16 protein-coding genes and 2 tRNA genes are annotated in these 18,963 nt (G+C 66.8%); 4 read left to right on the top strand and 14 right to left on the bottom strand.

Going from position 1 to position 18,963, the window contains the following annotated elements:
- Positions 1-32: 32 nt before the first annotated feature.
- Positions 33-635 carry a 3-isopropylmalate dehydratase small subunit gene (gene leuD / locus ACWRN3_RS06505; RefSeq protein WP_476740166.1) on the bottom strand — a complete coding sequence of 201 codons (603 nt, stop codon included), beginning with the start codon at positions 633-635 and terminating at the stop codon, positions 33-35.
- Between the two features lie 9 nt (positions 636-644).
- Complete coding sequence (gene leuC / locus ACWRN3_RS06500; protein ID WP_476740165.1) at positions 645-2,099, bottom strand: 3-isopropylmalate dehydratase large subunit; 1,455 nt, start codon at positions 2,097-2,099, stop codon at positions 645-647.
- A 113-nt stretch (positions 2,100-2,212) separates the two neighbouring features.
- Between leuC and ACWRN3_RS06495 the strand changes: the two genes are divergently transcribed.
- Together ACWRN3_RS06495 and ACWRN3_RS06490 are read left to right on the top strand one after the other, a co-directional pair.
- The gene (locus ACWRN3_RS06495; protein WP_009356552.1) at positions 2,213-2,932 is read left to right on the top strand and encodes an IclR family transcriptional regulator; all 720 of its coding nucleotides are present in this window, start codon (positions 2,213-2,215) and stop codon (positions 2,930-2,932) included.
- Positions 2,933-2,973: 41 nt separating this feature from the next.
- Entirely contained in the window at positions 2,974-3,519 is a 546-nt protein-coding gene (locus tag ACWRN3_RS06490) for a DUF1697 domain-containing protein (protein ID WP_476740164.1), read from the top strand.
- Between the two features lie 10 nt (positions 3,520-3,529).
- Here the strand turns inward: ACWRN3_RS06490 and ACWRN3_RS06485 are convergent, their stop codons facing one another.
- The 5 genes from ACWRN3_RS06485 to ACWRN3_RS06465 form a co-directional block, all read right to left on the bottom strand.
- Positions 3,530-5,146: a GTPase gene (locus tag ACWRN3_RS06485; protein ID WP_476740163.1), complete on the bottom strand. Its 1,617-nt coding sequence runs from the start codon at positions 5,144-5,146 to the stop codon at positions 3,530-3,532.
- A complete protein-coding gene (locus ACWRN3_RS06480) occupies positions 5,143-6,912 on the bottom strand; it encodes a dynamin family protein (RefSeq protein WP_476740162.1) in 1,770 nt (589 codons plus the stop codon). The genes ACWRN3_RS06485 and ACWRN3_RS06480 overlap by 4 nt, the downstream gene beginning before the upstream one ends.
- Before the next feature lie 7 nt (positions 6,913-6,919).
- The gene (locus ACWRN3_RS06475) at positions 6,920-7,972 is read right to left on the bottom strand and encodes an acyltransferase family protein (protein ID WP_476740161.1); all 1,053 of its coding nucleotides are present in this window, start codon (positions 7,970-7,972) and stop codon (positions 6,920-6,922) included.
- Between the two features lie 117 nt (positions 7,973-8,089).
- Positions 8,090-8,165: transfer RNA gene (locus ACWRN3_RS06470), tRNA-Glu, on the bottom strand.
- 128 nt (positions 8,166-8,293) lie between these two features.
- Positions 8,294-8,365, bottom strand: a tRNA-Gln gene (locus ACWRN3_RS06465).
- A 313-nt stretch (positions 8,366-8,678) separates the two neighbouring features.
- On the opposite strand from ACWRN3_RS06465, the gene ACWRN3_RS06460 reads away from it, so the two are divergent.
- Positions 8,679-10,235 (top strand): hypothetical protein, encoded by a 1,557-nt coding sequence (locus tag ACWRN3_RS06460; protein ID WP_324642237.1) that lies wholly within the window; start codon positions 8,679-8,681, stop codon positions 10,233-10,235.
- Between the two features lie 72 nt (positions 10,236-10,307).
- On the opposite strand, the gene ACWRN3_RS06455 is transcribed toward ACWRN3_RS06460, so the two are convergent.
- From ACWRN3_RS06455 to ACWRN3_RS06440, 4 genes are read right to left on the bottom strand one after another with little or no spacing between them, the layout of a single operon-like run.
- Positions 10,308-11,045 carry an HAD family hydrolase gene (locus tag ACWRN3_RS06455; protein WP_255172530.1) on the bottom strand — a complete coding sequence of 246 codons (738 nt, stop codon included), beginning with the start codon at positions 11,043-11,045 and terminating at the stop codon, positions 10,308-10,310.
- On the bottom strand, positions 11,045-12,559 hold the full coding sequence (gene gltX / locus ACWRN3_RS06450) for a glutamate--tRNA ligase (protein WP_476740160.1): 1,515 nt from the start codon (positions 12,557-12,559) through the stop codon (positions 11,045-11,047). Before gltX ends, ACWRN3_RS06455 begins: the two co-directional genes overlap by 1 nt.
- Positions 12,560-12,616: 57 nt before the next feature.
- Positions 12,617-13,393 (bottom strand): fumarylacetoacetate hydrolase family protein, encoded by a 777-nt coding sequence (locus ACWRN3_RS06445; protein ID WP_224026426.1) that lies wholly within the window; start codon positions 13,391-13,393, stop codon positions 12,617-12,619.
- Between the two features lie 10 nt (positions 13,394-13,403).
- A complete protein-coding gene (locus tag ACWRN3_RS06440; protein WP_476740159.1) occupies positions 13,404-14,222 on the bottom strand; it encodes an MBL fold metallo-hydrolase in 819 nt (272 codons plus the stop codon).
- Between the two features lie 133 nt (positions 14,223-14,355).
- Between ACWRN3_RS06440 and ACWRN3_RS06435 the strand changes: the two genes are divergently transcribed.
- Positions 14,356-14,949, top strand: coding sequence for a hypothetical protein (locus ACWRN3_RS06435; RefSeq protein ID WP_476740158.1), 594 nt, complete (start codon positions 14,356-14,358; stop codon positions 14,947-14,949).
- Positions 14,950-15,031: 82 nt separating this feature from the next.
- Here ACWRN3_RS06435 and ACWRN3_RS06430 read toward each other — a convergent pair whose 3' ends face one another.
- The 3 genes from ACWRN3_RS06430 to metG all read right to left on the bottom strand — a co-directional run bounded on the left by ACWRN3_RS06430 (position 15,032) and on the right by metG (position 18,948).
- A complete protein-coding gene (locus tag ACWRN3_RS06430) occupies positions 15,032-16,144 on the bottom strand; it encodes a branched-chain amino acid aminotransferase (protein WP_324642243.1) in 1,113 nt (370 codons plus the stop codon).
- A gap of 103 nt (positions 16,145-16,247) precedes the next feature.
- Positions 16,248-17,300, bottom strand: coding sequence for a 3-isopropylmalate dehydrogenase (locus ACWRN3_RS06425; protein WP_324642244.1), 1,053 nt, complete (start codon positions 17,298-17,300; stop codon positions 16,248-16,250).
- A 91-nt stretch (positions 17,301-17,391) separates the two neighbouring features.
- Complete coding sequence (gene metG / locus ACWRN3_RS06420; RefSeq protein ID WP_476740157.1) at positions 17,392-18,948, bottom strand: methionine--tRNA ligase; 1,557 nt, start codon at positions 18,946-18,948, stop codon at positions 17,392-17,394.
- Positions 18,949-18,963 lie beyond the last annotated feature (15 nt).

Raw genomic sequence — 18,963 nt, 5'->3', positions numbered from 1 at the left:
CGGACACCCGCCGCCGGATGGCGCACCCCAGGCTAGGAAAGCTTCGCCGGCAGGGTCTTGGGCTTGAATGCCGGGCGGGTGGCCTCATAGGCCGTGATGTCGGCTTCGTGCTGCAGGGTCAGCCCGATGTCATCCAGGCCTTCCAGGAGCCGCCAGCGGGTGTAGTCGTCGATCTCAAAGGGCGCCACGATGTTGCCGCACACCACGGTCTTGGACTCGAGGTCCACCGTGACCTGGGTGCCCGGGGCGTTCTCGAGTTCCTTCCAGATGAGCTCGATGTCGTCCTGGGCCACCTGCGCGGCCAGGAGCCCCTGCTTGCCCGAGTTGCCGCGGAAAATATCGGCGAAGCGGGACGACAGCACGGCCTTGAAGCCGTAGTCCTTCATCGCCCAGACGGCGTGCTCGCGGGAAGACCCGGTACCGAAGTCCGGGCCGGCCACCAGGACCGAACCGGCGCTGTACGGCTCTTGGTTGAGGATGAAGGAGGAGTCCTTCCGCCATGCCGAGAACAGGGCATCCTCGAAGCCGGTCCGGGTGATGCGCTTGAGGTACACCGCGGGGATGATCTGGTCGGTGTCGACGTTGCTCTGGCGCAGCGGGACGCCAATGCCGGTGTGCTTGGTGAACTTTTCCATGGTGTTGTCCTAGGCTGCGTCGATGCGGATGGCTGCGGGTTCGGGAGCCGGCTCAAGGTCCGACGGCGAGCTGAGCGTGCCGCGCACGGCCGTGGCTGCGGCCACCACCGGCGAGACCAGGTGCGTGCGTCCGCCCTTGCCCTGGCGTCCTTCGAAGTTGCGGTTGGAGGTGGAGGCGCACCGCTCCCCCGGCTCCAACTGGTCCGGGTTCATGCCCAGGCACATGGAGCAGCCGGCGAAGCGCCATTCGGCACCGAAGTCCTTGAAGACCTTGTCCAGGCCCTCGGCCTCTGCTTCGAGCCGGACGCGGGCCGAACCGGGAACTACCAGCATGCGGACCTGCGGATCCTTTTCGCGGCCGCGGATAATGTCAGCGGCGGCGCGCAGGTCCTCGATCCGGGAGTTGGTGCAGGAACCGAGGAAGACGGTGTCCACCCGGATGTCCTTCATCGGCGTGCCGGCTTCGAGCCCCATGTACTGCAGGGCGCGCTCCGCGGCGGCCTTGGCGTTCTCGTCGCCGAAGTCCCCGGGGGCCGGAACGGACTGGGACAGCGATACGCCCTGGCCGGGGTTGGTTCCCCAGGTGACGAACGGCTCCAGCGTGTCGGCGTCCAGGTCCACCTCGACGTCGAAGGTGGCGTCGTCGTCGGTCCTCAATGTGTTCCAGTACTCGACGGCGGCGTCCCAGTCAGCGCCCTCCGGCGCGTGCGGGCGGCCCAGCATGTAGTCGTAGGTGGTCTGGTCGGGTGCCACCATGCCCGCCCTGGCGCCTGCCTCGATGGACATGTTGCAGATGGTCATCCGCGCTTCCATGGACAACGCCCGGATGGCCGAGCCACGGTATTCGAGCACATAGCCCTGGCCGCCGCCGGTGCCGATTTTCGCGATCACGGCGAGGATAATGTCCTTGGCGGTAACGCCCGGGCGCAGCGTGCCCTCCACGTTGATGGCCATGGTCTTGAACGGCTTCAGGGACAGGGTCTGGGTGGCCATGACGTGCTCCACCTCGGACGTGCCGATACCCATGGCCAGCGCGCCGAACGCACCGTGCGTGGAGGTGTGCGAGTCGCCGCAGACAACCGTCATGCCGGGCTGCGTGAGGCCCAGCTGGGGACCCACGACGTGGACGATGCCCTGTTCGGCGTCGCCCAGGCTGTGCAGCCGGACCCCGAACTCCGCGCAGTTGTTGCGCAGGGTCTGGATCTGGGTGCGGCTGGTGAGGTCGGCAATGGGCTTGTCGATGTCCAGCGTGGGGGTGTTGTGGTCTTCGGTGGCGATGGTCAGGTCCGGCCGGCGCAGCTTGCGCCCGGCCAGGCGCAGGCCTTCAAAGGCCTGCGGAGACGTGACTTCGTGGACCAGGTGAAGGTCGATGAAGAGAAGGTCAGGCTGGGCGTTGGCACCATCGCCGTCACCTTTGCGCACCACGTGTGCGTCCCAGACTTTCTCGGCCAATGTCTTTCCCATGGCCCTCTCCCTTCACTGCTGTTTGGCTGAATGGTCCAACTGAATCAGGAGGGCTCCACACCGCGCCACCCGAAAGATTTGCATCTCAGATAATGAGACGGCAATATCATTACATGGACAATTCTAGTGGAGTCGGTGTCATTGATAAAGCGGCGCAGGTGCTCGATGCCCTCGAGGCAGGACCCACCACCCTGGCGCAGCTCGTGGCGGCCACAGGCTTGGCCCGGCCCACTGTCCACCGCCTCGCTTTGGCGCTGGTGCACCACCGGCTCGTCAGCCGCGACATCCAGGGCCGCTTCGTGCTCGGCAGCAGGCTAGTTGAGCTCGCCTCGGCAGCCGGCGAGGACCGCCTGATCGCCTCCGCCGGCCCGGTCCTGATGCAGCTGCGCGACGCCACGGGGGAGAGCGCCCAGATTTTCCGCCGCCAAGGCGACTGGCGCGTCTGCGTCGCCTCCGCCGAGCGGCCCATCGGGCTTCGCGACACCATCCCCGTCGGCACACAATTGTCCATGAAGGCAGGTTCCGCGGCCCAGGTCCTGCTGGCGTGGGAAGACCACGACCGGCTCCTGGAGGGCCTGCAGTCGGCCCGCTTCACGCCCACTGTCCTGGCAGGAGTACGACGGCGGGGCTGGGGGCAGAGCCTGGGCGAACGCGAGCCGGGGGTCGCGTCCGTCTCGGCACCGGTGCGGGGTCCTTCCGGCAGGGTGATCGCCGCCGTCTCCATTTCGGGCCCGATCGAACGCCTGACCCGCCAGCCGGGACGCCTCCACGCCGAAGTGGTCTGCAATGCAGGACGCATCCTGACCGAGGCGCTGCGGAAGAACAACGACTAGGACCTTCCCTCCCCCGGCGTCCGCGCCGCTAGGCTGTGGCCATGGGCAGCTACGCAGTGTTCCTCCGCGGCATCAACGTGGGCGGAATCAATATCAAAATGGCGGACCTCAGGGACGCGCTGAAGAACTGTGGCTTCGAGGACGCGAAGACCCTGCTGGCGAGCGGCAACGTGGTGCTGTCCAGCAGCCTGGACGCGGCAGCCGTGAAGCGCGGGTGCGAAAAGTGCCTCCGTGCGGCCTTTGGCTACGAAGCCTGGGTGGTGGTCCTGGAAGCCGGGCGGGTGGGCCACCTGGTGGAAGCCTGCCCTTACCCTGACGACGACAAGTCCACCCACGCCTACATCACCATCTCCTCGGACACCGTAGTCCTGGACGAACTCGAGGCGGCCGGCTCAGCCCTGGAAGGCCAGGACCAGCAGCGGCTGGCGCCGGAGGCTCTCGCCTGGCTGGCCCCCGTAGGCGGAACCCTTGACAGCCCTTTCAGCAAGATCAGCGCCAAGGCGAAGTTCAAAGCTGCAACCACCACCCGGAACCTGCGCACCATGATCAAGGTCCGCGACGCCGCACGGGCCCTCGCAGCAGGCTAGCGAACAGCCACTAGGCCTGCCCGGCCTTCTTCAGTGCCTTGTTGAACGCCACAAGCCTTCCGATTTCCGCTTCCACCGGTTCCACCACCAGCTCCTGCGCCGCCGCTGCAACGGCACTGTTGAGCCGTCGTCGTGCCCTGGCAGCCCTGGCCCGGGCAGCCGCGGCGGCAATGAAACGTCCGGTGATCGCCAGGAAGATCCCCAACACCAGTCCGAAGGCGATCATCAGGGTGGGCGCCGGCCATCCCTCCACGCGCGGCACCTCCGGCACCGGCAGCTGAAGGTAGCCGAGCCCGGCCAGGACGCCCAACCAGCCCAGACCACCCACCAGGATTAACAGCGCCAGCCACTGCACCGCGTTGAAAGCACCCCACCACCACGCTTTCCGGTCGGCAGCCAGGTCGGTTCCGGCGATGGCCTGGTCCAGCGCATCGGGCAGGCGCTCCCGGCCGGCCCTTGCAGCCCCCCGGATCGCGGCCCGCCATGGGCCGGGCGCGCCGGCACTGGCCGCGTCCGCGAACTCCCTGACAGCTGCATCGGTGCGTGCCCGCTCCGGCGCACCGGCCGGCGGCAGCGAAGTCCGGTTCAGGCTGGCAGGAGAACTGCTGCGGAGGTTGAGCCGACGCAGCGGGTCAACCCGGAACCGGGAGAGCCAGCGGGTTACCGGCCAGCCGGTGCGGCGCACGGACTCGAGACGGTAAGACTGTCCCACGGCCCGCACCACGGCAGGCACATTCGCCGCAACGGCCAGTTCCTCCGCAAGCTGTGTCCTGGCGGCAGAACGGATCCCTGCGGCATCGCCGTCACCGGAGGCATGCCGCAGATCCTCCGCGGCCTTGCTGATGTCCGCTTCCAACCGCCGGGACTGGGCCTGCCGCTGCACAGCCACCTTCCGGATCGCGGCCCGCACCTCCGCAATCCCTGCCCCTGTCAGGGCGGATGACGCGAGTACGCGCACCTGTCCCAGCCCCTCGCCGGCAAGGATCGCGTGCAGCGAGTCAAGTACCGGCTGCACATCGTGCGCAGGCAGTCGGTCCACCTGGTTGAGGACCACCAGCGTGACGGCCCCGTGGGACGCCAGCGGCGCCAGGAAGCCGTTATGGAGGGCCGCATCCGCATACTTCTGCGGATCGAGCACCCAGACCAGGACGTCCACCATGCCCACCATGCGCTGCACGATCTCGCGGTTGGCGGCGCGGGTGGAGTCGAAGTCGGGGAGATCCAGCAGGATCAGCCCGGTCCGCTCGTCCGCAAAGCCCTCCACGGGCTGGGCGTGGTGCCGGTTCCCCACCTCCAGCCAGTCGAGGAGCGCTTCACTGCCCGCTGCTCCCCAGACCCCTGCCAACGGTTCCGATGTGGTGGGCCGGCGCGCGGCCGCCGTCGCGATTTCTGCGCCGCTGACGGCGTTGAAAAGGGACGACTTGCCGCTTCCTGTTGCCCCAAAGAAGCCGACCACTGTGTGGTCACCGGACAAGGAACGGCGGGAACTTGCGCGTTCCAGGACAGCGAATGCCTCCTGCAGCGCCTGGTCCGGCAGGACACCCTCCCCCAGTTCGCGGGCGTCCTGGAGGGCCTGGAGCCGGGTGTCCAGCCGTGAGGACTCCCGCGCTCCGCTGTGCCGGCTCACGCGCTCTCCGCCAGCCGCGCCAGTTTTCCGGCCTGCACTGCAAGTGCCTGTGCCAGGTCCGGGTTGTCCGCCGGCAGCCGCTGCAGGAACTTCTGCTGCTCGTCCATCAGCAGCTGCCGGCAGCGCACTGCCAGGTCCTCGCGCGCCTTGTCCGCCATCCGGCGCACGGCATCCTCGCCAAACACCGCCTCCAGCAGGCGCTGGCCCACGACGGCGGTGCCTCCGGCCACGCCGATCTCCAGTCCCGTGAGCCCCGCCGTCATCGAAAACACCACGATCATCAGCGCGGCACCGAGGCCGTTGATGCCGAACGACAACCAGCGCGCCTGGGTGCGTCTGCCTTGGCCTTCGGTGCGGATCAGCTCCATCAATGCTTCCTGCCAGGCCCGGATCTCTGCAGCCGCCCGGTCAGCGAACCCGGGCGCCGTCCCGGACAGGTCGTCCGCGGCCAGCAGTTGCCGGCCGGCCGGGTCCGAACGCCACCGCTGGTCAGTGTCTTCGGCAGCATTGGCTGCCTCGTCGACAATGACTGCCTGCAGGCCGGTCTCGATGGCCGCCTCCACCCGCACGGCCGGCGCGGGTTCACCACGGAAGAATGCCCCCAGCCGGTCCCTGAACCGGCCCACGTTCTGCTCGAGGGTGCGGAAAAATTCGCCGGTGCCCACGAAGTCCTGCCAGCGGGCCAGCACCTCGCCCCGCAGCAGGGCTCCGTCGCGGGTGGCGTCCAGGATCCGGGTGGCCGCATTTTCATAAGCCGCCACGGCATCGGATTCGAGCCGGGCAGCTGCCTGTTCCTGTTCACGCACAGATTCGGCGAGGTCTGCAACCCGCTGGGTCAACGCACGGACTGTCCCGTTCAGCGTTCGGCGTGCCACATCGGCCCGCCCCGCCGCATCGGATGCCAGCGACGCCAGCCACACCCCCAACTCATCCACGGCCCCGGCGGGCAGCATGCCGCGAGCATCCAGGACTGTTTCGGCGATGATGAACAGGCGGCTTCCGGCCAGGCCTTCGCGGTCCAGCAGGCCCCGGAGGTCCTGGCTCACCTCCGCTTCGGCGCCCTGCGGCACCCGGTCCAGCACCACGGCCACCGTGATGTCCCGGGAAGCGGCGTCCAGGAGGAGCTTCCAAGGGACGGCGTCGGCATACCGGTTTGCGGTGGTGACAAACACCCAGAGGTCGGCGGCAGCCAGCAACTGTCCGGCCAGGAGGCGGTTCTGGTCCGAAATCGAGTCGACGTCGGGCGCATCAAGGAGGGCGATCCCGGCAGGTACTGCCGCATCAGCCAGCAGGACCAGGGAATCGGTGGCAGCGGCCGGCTCCCCCGCGTGGCCCGTGGGCACTGGACTGGCAGCCAGGGTTCCTCGGATCCGGCTTAGCCCCGGCAGGACGCGCTGGCCTTCAAACCAGGCAGCTTCGGCGGGGTTGTGCAGCAGGATTGGCTGGCGGGTGGTGGGCCGGATGGCTCCGGCGCGGGTTACCGGGTGCCCCACGAGTCCGTTCACGAGGGTGGACTTGCCCGCGCCCGTGGAACCGCCGACGACGGCAAGCAGGGGGGCGTCCAGGCTGCGGTACCGAGGAAGGATGTAGTCGTCCAGCTGGGCCCTTGCGGCTGAGGCGTCGCGTCGCGCCTGGTCTGCACCCGGCAGGGCCAGCGGCAGGGTGACATCGTCCAGCCCGCTGCGGATTTCCTCCAGCAGCGTCACCGCCGCCAAGGATTGCGGGGGCGGCTGGGCTGGGCGGCCGTGCTCGTCGTGGGAGGTCACAGCAACATCATGCCAGTAGAGGAGCTCGTCTCGGATCTTTCCAGCGGCGGAACCAGCCCCGTGCCGGCATTTCTACGTATCGGCAAGATAGCCATGCAACCGGAGACACTAACAACAGTGAGACTGCGGCGAATAAAAGAGGCGGGACCGCAGTGTGCAGCCCCATGGAAGCCAGAACCTGCTGGACTGGCCATCCGTAAATGTACACACCATAGGAGATGTCGAAGCGTGAGCCGACACTTGTCAGTGGAAGGTAGAGCGAGCTCGCCAGCAGCAACACACACAATGGAATGTGTATGAGTGACGGCACAAGTCCGGCCCCTCCGATGGCAATGACGCCCACCGCGCATGCACCAACCGCAACCTGACTCGCTGAGATTCGATCACGGTAGAGGTAGGTTAGCGAGCCCGCGAGAAACGTCAGCAGGGGCACCAACGGCCAGTCCGGTGGCGTACGTACAGGCCCCCAGCCCATGTCAAGAGTGAACACAAATGCCGAGCCCGCCAAGAAAGGGACAAGTAGAGCAACTCGGGCCAATTCTGGACGGAGAACACCCAAGACAGTGCCAGCAATGGCATAGCAGACTAGCTCCCAGAACAACGTCCACAACGGCCCGTTCCAGGCCCCCGGATCGGGAAGCCCATCCAGGGAACCAGGGATGCCTCTGAGAGCGATTCCAGGGGCACCAGCCGACAAATTGGATAGGAAGAACAGCACAGAATCATAAAAGGCGTATCTCCGTCCCGTCGCGAGGGCGCTCAAGGGCGCGAACACAAATGAGACGGCGGCGATACAAGCAACGAGCCCAGGGAAAATCCTAAGGAGGCGGGCCCGCCAAAAGGTCCTGACCGTTGAAGTCATCCTGCTCTGTGTGATCAGATACCCGGAGATTCCGAAAAACCCAAGAACCGCCCAGCTGCCGAGCTTGACTCCCCCGGGCGCCGGCTCCGGCCCGTACGCACCCAACCACCAGGAATGCGACACGATCACCAAAGACGCAAGACCCAGCCGCAACGCGTTCAATGAGTTCCTGCGGCGACCAAAGAGATTTCCCAGCACATATCCCCCAACCTCAGCTGATGAGAGCACAGTAGACGGTCACCCTCCGCGCAACCGCGGGGTATGCGCAAGTTAAACGAAAAATGGCCCCGGGCTGTTGCCCGGGACCATTTCCGATGGTGACCCCAGCGGGATTCGAACCCGCGTTACCGCCGTGAGGGGGCGGCGTACTAGGCCGCTATACGATGGGGCCGTGTACTTCCGGCAGCGTTTCCGCTGCTCAAGCTCAGTGAGTATTTCACACACTTTGCCGTGGTTTCAAATCGGCGAACCGAGTGGAAACCTTCTGTTTTGCGGCTGAAATCAGCACTCAAACCAGAGCTGGGATACCAGGACTCGAACCTAGAATGACGGTACCAGAAACCGTAGTGTTGCCAATTACACCATATCCCAATGGCACTTTCGGGCCGGGTTTCAGGGCGTTTTCCCTGCTCCGTGCGCCTCAGCACGAGAAATTACTTTACCCGAGACTTTCGGCTCGCACAAATCGAGAACCGGGCAGGCGCGGGAGCCACGGCAGAACGGTTGCACCAAACCCCTTGCCCACATTCCGCCCGTATGGTTACCCTCGAGTAAGTTACCCATCAGTAACAATCTCCCTTTCCCCTCTCATGGGGCACCCACGAGGAAAACGGGAACGCCTTACCAGCCACGGTTTTTCGCCCCCCGGGCAGCGTCGTCCGGCGGAAGTTAGGAAGTGTCAGCGTTGACAACCCGCACAGCAACCATTGCCGCAGCCAGGCCCAGACCCCGGTCACAGTCCATCGCAATCATCGCCTTGTCCCTCTTGCTCACCCTGTTCCTTGCGTTCTACACCTACCTCACCGGCCAGATTTCCAACGGTGCCGCCCAGCTCATGGACGGTGCCGGGCAGGCGGCCGCGGGGGCGTCGCAGCTCAGGGACGGCTCCGGGCAGCTGGCCACAGGAGCCGGCGCAGCGAACAAAGGCGCGGGCCAGGTCAAGGACGGCTCGGTCAAGGTCAAGGAGGGAAGTGCCGAGCTTAATACCGGGGCTGCGGCCCTGCAGGCGGGTGCCGGGAAGATCTTCTCCGGAGTCCGTGACCAGCTGGCGCCCGGGGTGGACAAGCTGCATGCCGGCACCACCAAGCTTCAGAATGATGTCCTGAACAAACTCGTCCCCGGCGTCTACCAGGTGGATGACGGCGCCCACAAGCTTCAGGCCGGTGCCATCGCACTGTCCGCGGCGCTGACTCCCACTGCTGCCGGAAACGCGCCGAACAACCTTGCCGACGGTGCGGGACAGCTGGCGGCGGGTACCGGCCGGCTCGCGGCAGGCGCCGGTCAGCTCGACGCCGGCGCCACCAGCCTGAGCGCAGGGACAGCGGCGCTGAAGAACGGAACAGCGCAGCTGAAGGGCTACCCCGGCGCGGGGAATGATCCGGCCAAGGGAGACGGGCTCGCCGCGCTCAGCCAGGGGCTGGACCAGCTTGAAGCGGCGGCGAACGGGCCCCAGGGCCTGGTTCCCCTGGCCGTCATCAAGGACCAGATCGCCAAGTTGGCCGACGGCGGCCGGCGCGCCTACGCGGGAGCGGGGCAGCTCGATGCGGGAGCAGCGAAGCTGAACGACGGCGCCGGGCAGCTTAAGGCCGGAACCGGCAGTTTGACCACGGGAGCCGCCCAGCTGGATGACGGGGCAGCCCGGCTGAAGGCGGGCTTTGCCACGTTGGCCGGGAAGCTCAATGCGACGGACCCGCAAAATCCGGGTGTGGTGTTGGGCACGTCCATGCTGGCCGAGGGCACGGCCAAGATCAGGGTAGGAATGGACGGCGTCCCCGGCAACCCGGACAGCCCCGGACTGATCTACGCCGCAAACAACCTCCAGGACGGCACCACCAAACTCAGCGCCGGAATCAACGGCGGCGAAGACCCCGCCAACCCTGGCCTGCTGGCCGGAACCGAGGCGTTGTCCGACGGCACAGTGGCCCTAAGCCGCGGCACAGGCCAGCTGCAGGCCGGATCCGCCCAGCTCGCCGACGGAACGGGGCAGCTCGCGGACGGCAACGGCAAGCTGGACGACGGCTCAGTCAAACTCGCCGACGGTGCGGGCAAGCTGGCGGACGGCAATGCGAAAATCGCGGCCGGCACGCAGGAGCTGCACTCGAAGGTGGCCGCTGTATCGCCGTCGTCGTGGCTGGACAACCCGGCAGTCGCACTTGTGGTGGTGGCCCTGCTGGTGGCTGCCGCCGTCGGGGCCTACCTGGTCCTCCGCAGACGTTCCCTGCGGCCGGAAGCTGCGGCCTGACACCCGGAGCACTCTTGTCGACACAGCGGCCGCCGTCCCGCAAGAAGGGCAGCGGCCGCTGTGGCCGGAATCTTATCCCAGCAGCTGGTCCAGGGATGCGACCATGCCGCCCTCGAAGTCGTCCACGACCTCCCCCACGCGGTTGAGCCACACACCCACCAGGCCCGCCGCCGTCGAGCCTTCTGCATCCAGCAGCCGGTTGTCGCCTACATACAGCGTTTCGGCAGGGCCAGTGCCCAGGAGCCTGACGCCTTCGAGATACATCGCCGGATGCGGCTTGGCGACGCCCAGGGTGTCGGTGCCCACCAGGTGGGTGATCCGCTCCAGCCCGGCGCCGTCCAGCTTGGCCCGCTGGTAGTCGTGGACGTTGTTGCTCACGGCGCCATACGGGATGCCCGCCTGGTCCAGGGCATCGAGCAGGGGCAGCACATCGGGAAACGGCTTCACGTAAGCGGGCTGCTTCTCCATGTAGGCGCTCAACCACTGGTGTGATTCCTCGCCGTCGGCCAGTTCCACGCCGAAGTGCCCCAGCGCCGCCCTTCCCCGGAGCAGGCGCTGTTCGTTGAACGTCAGCTCACCTGCAAGGTAGCGGTCGTAGTAATGCGTGGTTTCGTGCGTGAAGATGCGCCCGAACCGCTCCCATCCGGCCTGGTCCAGGCCGGGCAGGAGGTGTTCACTGACCTCGCGCAGGGCGGTGGTCATTGAATATTCGAGGTCCACCAGGGTGTCGTCAATGTCGAACAGGACACCCCGGACAGCCCCGAAAGGTGTCTGCAACACGCCGGCGGGTGCCTGGCTGGGGGCGGTCATCAGCCGCGGAAGGCGTGGAGCCGGCGCAGGGACGACTCCTTGCCCAGGATCACCATGGACTCGAACAGGGGCGGCGACACGCGGCGGCCGGAAACCGCCGTGCGGACCGGACCGAAGGCGAGCCGCGGCTTGATGCCCATGTCTTCCACCAGGGCCTGCTTGAGTGCGGCCTGGATGTTCTCCGCCGTCCAGTCCGCCACCGGCTCCAGGGCGGCGATGGCGGCGTCCAGGACCTCGGGAAGGTTGGCGGGGAGACCCTTGCGGGCGTCATCGGCAACGTCGACGGCGTCGTCTGCCTTGAACAGGAATGCCAGCATCTCGGGCGCTTCACCCAGCAGCGTGATGCGCTCCTGGATCAGGGGTGCCGCTTCGGTGAGGATCTCCTCCTCACGGTCGGTCAGGATCTCCCCCACCAGGCCGGCCTCGCGCAGGTAGTGCGCCACCCGGTCGCGGAAGACCTTCGGTTCGAGCATCCGGACGTGGGTGCCGTTGATGGCCTCGGCCTTCTTCAGGTCGAAGCGCGCGGGGTTGCCCAGGACGTCATGGATGTCGAAGTGCTCCACGAGCTGCTCTACCGTGAAGATGTCCTCGTCCGCGCTGAGGGACCAGCCCAGCAGTGACAGGTAATTGAGCAGCCCTTCCGGGATGAAGCCCCGCTCGCGGTGCAGGAAGAGGCTGGACTCGGGGTCCCGCTTGGACAGCTTCTTGTTTCCCTGGCCCATGACGTAGGGCAGGTGTCCGAACTCCGGCATGTACTCGGCAACACCGATGGCATACAGGGCCCGGTACAGGGCGACCTGCCGGGGCGTTGAGCTGAGCAGGTCCTCCCCGCGCAGCACGTGCGTGATGCCCATCAGTGCGTCATCCACGGGGTTGACCAGGGTGTACAGCGGCGCACCGTTGGCCCGCACCACGGCGAAGTCGGGAACCGACCCGGCCTTGAAGGTGATGTCGCCCCGGACGAGGTCGGTGAACGTGATGTCCTCGTCCGGCATCCGCAGGCGGAGCACAGCCTGCCGGCCTTCGGCCCGGTACTGTGCCAGCTGCTCGTCGGTCAGGTGCCGGTCAAAGCCGTCGTAACCGAGCTTCGGGTCGCGGCCTGCGGCGCGGTGGCGTGCCTCGATCTCTTCCGGGGTGGAGAAGGACTCATAGATGAATCCGCCCTCCTGCAGCCGCTTGATGACGTCCTGGTAGATGTCGCCGCGCTGGGACTGCCGGTACGGCTCGTGCGGGCCGCCCACTTCCACGCCCTCGTCCCAGTCGATGCCGAGCCACTTCAGCGCATCCAGCAGCTGGTGGTAGCTTTCCTCGCTGTCGCGAGCCGCATCCGTGTCCTCGATCCGGAAGACCAGCGTGCCCTTGGTGTGGCGCGCGTAGGCCCAGTTGAACAGGGCCGTCCGGATCAGTCCCACGTGCGGGGTGCCCGTGGGCGAGGGGCAGAAACGGACCCGCACGGGCGTTTCCGCGGTGACGGGGGGAATGGAGGCGGCAGGTGACGAAGAAGCGATACTCATAGTGGCTTCAACTTTACCCGCCCGGCCGGATCCCGCCTCCCGCCCTGCGGGCCGGTGCTAACGGCGGACGATGGGGTTGGACAGCCGGCCGATGCCCTCGATTTCCACCTCGAAGCGGTCGCCCTCCTTGACCAGCCCCACTCCGGCAGGGGTACCGGTCATGATCACGTCGCCTGGCAGCAGGGTAAACGCCTGGGACACCACGGACACCAGTTCGCGCACGCCACGGATCATCTGGCTGGTGCTGCCGTCCTGGCGCACCTCACCGTTCAGGCGGCCCTGGATCTGCAGGTCCTCCGTGTCCAGGTCGGTTTCGATCCAGGGACCCAGCGGCGCCGAGGTGTCGAAGCCCTTGGCACGGGTCCACTGCAGGTCGGTTTTCTGGACGTCACGGGCCGTGAGGTCGTTGCCGCAGGTGTACCCGAAAATGACATCGTCCACGCGGTCTTCCGGCACGTCCTTGCAAATGCGGCCAATGACCACGCAGAGTTCGGCCTCAAAGGAGACCTCCTCGGAAAACTCCGGCAACACCACGGGGTCGTTGGGGCCCACCACGGCGGTGTTGGGCTTCAGGAAGAGCAGCGGCTGGGCGGGTACCTCGTTGCCGAGCTCATGGGCGTGCTCCACGAAGTTCCGGCCCACACCGATCACCTTGCTTCGGGGAATGATGGGCGCCAGCAGCCGGACGTCCTCCAGCTTGTGGCGCACGGAGGTACGCTCCACGCCGTTGAAGAAGGGGTCGCCGTGGATGACAGTGATTTCCTCACTGCCGGGAGCACCTTCCACAACGCCGTACAGGGGATCGGAATCGACGACAAACCTGGCAATACGCATGGCTCCTACCCTACCGTCCCGGCGGAGCCGCCTGCCCTTCATCCCCGCCGCGCAGGTACGAGAGCTGGGCGGCCACGGACAGTTCGGCGGCGCGCCGGACGGAAGGTCCGACGCCGGCATAGACGGCGTCAGCCACCTCACCAACGGTTGCGTCCCGGCCCAGCCGGGCCAGTGCAGCGCGGATTTGCGCCAGCCGTTCCTCCCGGTGCGTCCGGTAGTCGCGGGCTGCAGACTCCAGGGACGGCAGCGCCGGGCCGTGCGCGGGCAGGACGGTTGCAGGGCCCATGGCCTCCAGCAGGTTCAGGGATGCAAGGTAATCGCCCAGCGTCCCGTCCGGGTAGTCCAGCACGGTGGTCCCCCGGCCAAGGATGGTGTCCCCCGTCAGCACCGATCCGGTCTGCCCGTCCGCCGGCAGGTGGAAGCAGGCGGAGTCGGAGGTGTGGCCAGGGGTGGCAAGCACTGCGATCTCCAGCCCTGCCACCTGGAGAACTTCCCCGGACGCCAGGGGTTCTCCCCCGCCATGGCAGTGGTTGGCATCCATGGCGCGGACTGGTGCGCCCGTGAGCTCGTGCAAGCGCGCGGACCCGGCAGTGTGGTCCGCGTGCCGGTGGGTCACCAGGATCAGCTCCACGGTGCCAACGCCGGCCAGTGCGGCCAGGTGCGTTTTATCCTCCGGTCCGGGATCCACCACCACCACGGCAGAATGCGCGGGCGCGCGCAGGACGTAGGAGTTGGTGCCGTCCAGGCTCATGGGACCCGGGTTGGGGGCAAGGAAGAATTGCGTGAGTGCGCTGCTCCGCTGCAGGACCGGGCCGGGATTGAAAGTCACGGACCCATCCTTGCATCCATGGCCACCCCTCCCCCAGCCTGGCCGCTGCGGGCCGGCGGAATAGAAGGGCGCCGGCTGCGGGTTGGCACCAGTGACAGCACCACGATCTCCATCAGGAAGCCGGATACCGCCCATGAGCACAGCATCACTCGCAGACCTTCTCGCCCAGGCGGGCGCCGACGGCCACGACCACTCGGCCACCGAAAAGGCCACTGGCCTGCTGCACGTCCACAACCACGCCACGGGCAGCATCGTCTGGTTCCCAACGTGGCGGAAGTTCCGTGAAACCCCGGACTGGACGGAGGCCGTCGCCGGCATCTCCGCGGAACTGGATGCCGCCTCCGCGCCGGCAGACCAGGCCGGCGCCGCAATCGTTGCCACGGACCTGGAATCCCTGCTGGACCAGGCCGCCCGGTCCGGCGATGCCAACGTCTTCGTGCAGGAGAACCTCACCCGGCACCTGACCAGGACCTGGGCTGTGGGCGATGCCGTGGCGAAGGCCACCGACAAGGACCTGTTCACCAGCGGCCCCACCCCTGCCGTTTTCGCCGGCTACCCGTACGACGTCTATGCCCAGGACGGTGCCGTGTTTGCCACGGCCCTTTGGAACGACCTCATCGACGCACGGCGCAACCGGGCTTTGGCGGAGGAAGCGGCCCGTAAGGCGCTCAAGCCGGTCTCCCGAAAAGCCATGAAGAACGCGGCCCGGAAGGCAGCACGCCGCTGACCACCCCGCCGTCGGCTGAAACGCAGAACGGCGCCTGCCGGACCAACGTCCGGCAGGCGCCGTCGTGCGTCGAAGCCTGAAACTATGCCAGGCGGGTGAGCCAGCCGTGGGTGTCCGGCTCGGCGCCGGTCTGGATGCCCAGGAGCTTTTCACGGATGGCCATGGTGACCTCGCCGGCCTTGGCGTCCTCGGAGCCGATGAACTCGGTGTCATCCTTCAGGACCCCGATGGGAGTGATCACAGCTGCGGTACCGCAGGCGAACACCTCGGTGATCTCGCCGGACGCCACGCCGTCGCGCCACTCGTCCAGGGTGATCTTGCGTTCGGCCACCTCGCGGCCCATGTCCTTGGCCACCTGGATGACGGACATGCGGGTGACGCCTTCCAGGATGGTGCCGGTCAGGGCGGGAGTGGCCAAAGACCCGTCCTTCATGACGAAGAACACGTTCATGCCGCCCAACTCTTCCACGGCGTTGTCGTTGGCCTGGTCCAGGAACAGCACCTGCTTGCAGCCGTTGGCTTCGGCTTCCTGCTGCGCGATCAGGGAGGCAGCGTAGTTGCCGCCGCACTTGGCGTCGCCGGTGCCGCCGCGGCCTGCACGGGCGTAGTGACGCGAGATCCAGATGGACACCGGCTTGAGTTCGCCGCCGAAGTAGTTGCCGGCCGGCGACGCGATCACGCGGAAGGACACTTCACGGGCTGCCCTGACACCCAGAAAGGCCTCGGTGGCGATCATGAAGGGCCGCAGGTAGAGCGCTTCGCCGTCGCCGGAGGGCACCCATTCCTTGTCCACGGCCACCAGTTCACGGATTGCGCCAAGGAAGTATTCGGCCGGCAGCTCGGGCAGGGCAAGCCGGCGCGCGGACTTGTTCAGGCGTGCCGCGTTGGCTTCGGGACGGAAGGTCCAGACGGAGCCGTCCGCGTGGCGGTAGGCCTTGAGCCCTTCGAAAATCTCCTGGCCGTAGTGGAAGACAGCGGCGGAGGGGTCGAGCACGATCGGACCGTAGGGTTCGATCCGGGCGTCGTGCCAGCCGCCGTTGCCGTCCGCGTCCACGCTGTAATCGACGATGGCGGTGTGGTCGGTGAAGTAGTTGCCGAATCCCGGGTTTGCCAGGATGGCTGCACGCTCTTCGGCGGACTTCGGGTTCTCCGAGGGCTGCCGGGTGAATTCGACGCCATGGGCGGTCTGAGTCATGGTTCCTCCACGATCGGCCGCCCGGGGTTCAGCGCTGAACGGGAAGGCGGCATTTGGTGATTCGAGTAAAGCTTACGCCCGATGCCGGCGGCCCCGGCGCGGGCTACAGGCCGGCAGTGATGGCGTCGCCCACGGCGCTGGTGCTGCGTGCGGTACCGTCGCGCTTTTCGACGTCCGCGACGACGGCCGCTTCGATCCTGCGGGCAGCGTCGGTGTAGCCGAGGTGGTCCAGCAGGAGCGCGGCGGAGAGGATGGCCGCGGTGGGGTCAGCCTTGCCCTGGCCGGCGATGTCCGGCGCGGACCCATGGACCGGTTCGAACATGGACGGCGCGGTGCGGTCCATGTTGATGTTGCCGGAGGCTGCCAGGCCGATGCCGCCGGTGACGGCCGCGGCGAGGTCGGTGAGGATGTCGCCGAACAGGTTGTCGGTGACGATGACGTCGAAGCGGGACGGGTCGGTGACCATGAAGATGGTGGCCGCGTCAACGTGCAGGTAGTCATGGGTGACCCCGGGGAATTCCTTGGCCACGGCTTCGACGGTGCGCTTCCACAGGTGCCCGGCGAAGACCAAGACGTTGTGCTTGTGCACCAGGGTGACGTGCTTGCGCTCCCGCAGGCTGGCGCGGCGGAATGCGTCGCGGACTACGCGCTCCACTCCGTGGGCGGTGTTCAGGGACACTTCGGTGGCTACCTCGTGCGGAGTTCCCGCCCGCAGCGTGCCGCCGTTGCCCACGTACGGACCCTCGGTTCCTTCGCGCACCACGATGAAGTCGATGGTGCCGGGGTTGGCCAAGGGGCTGCCGACGGTTCCGTAGAGCCGTGACGGACGTAGGTTGACGTAATGGTCCAGGCTGAAGCGCAGCTTGAGCAGCAGCTCACGCTCGATGATGCCGGACGGGATGCGGGTATCGCCGGGGGCGGCACCCACAGCGCCGAAGAGGATGGCATCGCGGGTCTTCAGGTCGGCGAGGACTGCATCCGGCAAGGTCTCCCCCGTGGCCAGCCAGTGCTCGGCGCCGAGCTCATAGTGGGTCGGCTTGAGCTCCACGCCCTCCGCCGCCACAGCCTTTTCCAGGACTTTGAGGGCCTCGGCAATGACCTCGGGGCCGATGCCGTCGCCGGGAATAACTGCAAGATCGATGGAGGATGCGCTCATGGTTTCAGGGTAGCCAAGACATCCATATGCTGGTCAAAACGTCTCAGCTTTTGGACATGAGCGCGTCCGCCGGGCTCGCGGAGGAAGGAACCTACTCCGCTGGTTCCTCGAACTTGGGGAACACCGGGGTGGGAGCGGGCAGCGGCGTACCGGGCACGATCGGGGTTGCGATTGCCGCGAACTGCCGGGCGTCGCCTTCCGGCTGGCCGAGGGCGTCCAGGAGCTTGGCCGTGGCGTCGGGCATGACCGGCTGGGCCAGGACCGCCACGATCCGCAGGACCTCCAGCGTCACGTACAGCACGGTGTTCATGCGTTCGACGTCGGTCTTCCGCAGGACCCAGGGTGCCTGCTCGGCGAAGTAGGCGTTGGTGTGGTGCAGCACGCTCCAGATGGATTCCAGGGCGCGGCTGAACTCCTGCTTGTCGAAGGCGGCGCGTGCGGCCTCGAGGAGCCCGTTCGCCTGGGCGAGGATCGCGTCGTCCTCTGCCGTAAAGGCTCCGGGCGTGGGAACGGCGGCATCGCAGTTCTTTGCCACCATGGACAGGGAGCGCTGGGCAAGGTTGCCGAAGTTGTTGGCCAGGTCCGAGTTCATGCGGCCCACGATGGCCTCGTGGTTGTAGCTGCCGTCCGCGCCGAAGGGAACCTCGCGCAGGAAGAAGAACCGCACCTGGTCCAGGCCGTAGCGGGCAACGAAGTCCGCCGGTGCCACCACATTGCCCAGGGACTTGGACATCTTGACCCCGTTGTTGTGCAGGAAGCCGTGGATCATGACGCGCTTGGGCAGTTCCAGCCCTGCGCTCATGAGGAAGGCGGGCCAGTAGATGGCGTGGAACCGGGAAATGTCCTTGCCGATGATGTGGAGATCGGCCGGCCAGTACTTCCGGAACTTCTCCGAGTCCACGTCCGGGTACCCCACCCCGGTCAGGTAGTTGGTCAGCGCGTCCACCCAGACGTACATGACGTGCTTGTCGTTGCCCGGGACGGGAACGCCCCAGTCGAAGGTGGTCCGGCTGATGGACAGGTCCTCCAGGCCGCGCTTGACGAAGCTGATGACCTCGTTGAACCGGTACTGGGGTGCGCCGAACTCCGGGTGGGATTCGTAGAGGGCCAGCAGCTTGTCCTGGTAGGAGGAGAGCCGGAAGAAGTAGCTCTCCTCCGCCGTCCACGTCACCTCGGTGTCCGTCTCTTTCGAGTAGCGCACGCCGTCGTCCTTCACCACGGTCTCATCCTCGGCGTAGAAGGCCTCGTCCCGGACGGAGTACCAGCCTTCGTACTTGTCGAGGTAGATGTCGCCGTTGGCTTCCATCTTCTTCCAGATGGCCTGCGAGGCAGCGTAGTGGTCCGGGTCGGTGGTGCGGATGAACCGGTCGTAACTAATGCCCAGGGCGGAGTGCGCCCCCTTGTAGACCGCAACGTTCCGGTCCACCAGTTCCTTGGGGGTGATGCCTTCCTTCTCCGCCGTCTGGGCAATCTTCATGCCGTGCTCGTCGGTGCCGGTCAGGAACATCACGTCAAAGCCGTCCAGCCGCTTGAAGCGCGCCATGGCGTCGGTGGCAATGTACTCGTAGGCATGCCCGATGTGCGGCACGCCGTTGGGGTAGGTGATGGCCGTGGTGATGTAGAACGGCGTTTTCTCTGGAGCAGTCACGTTCGGACGGTTACC

It is taken from the genome of Pseudarthrobacter sp. rb (assembly GCF_056389225.1).
This window is presented reverse-complemented; position numbering and strand designations above follow the sequence as displayed.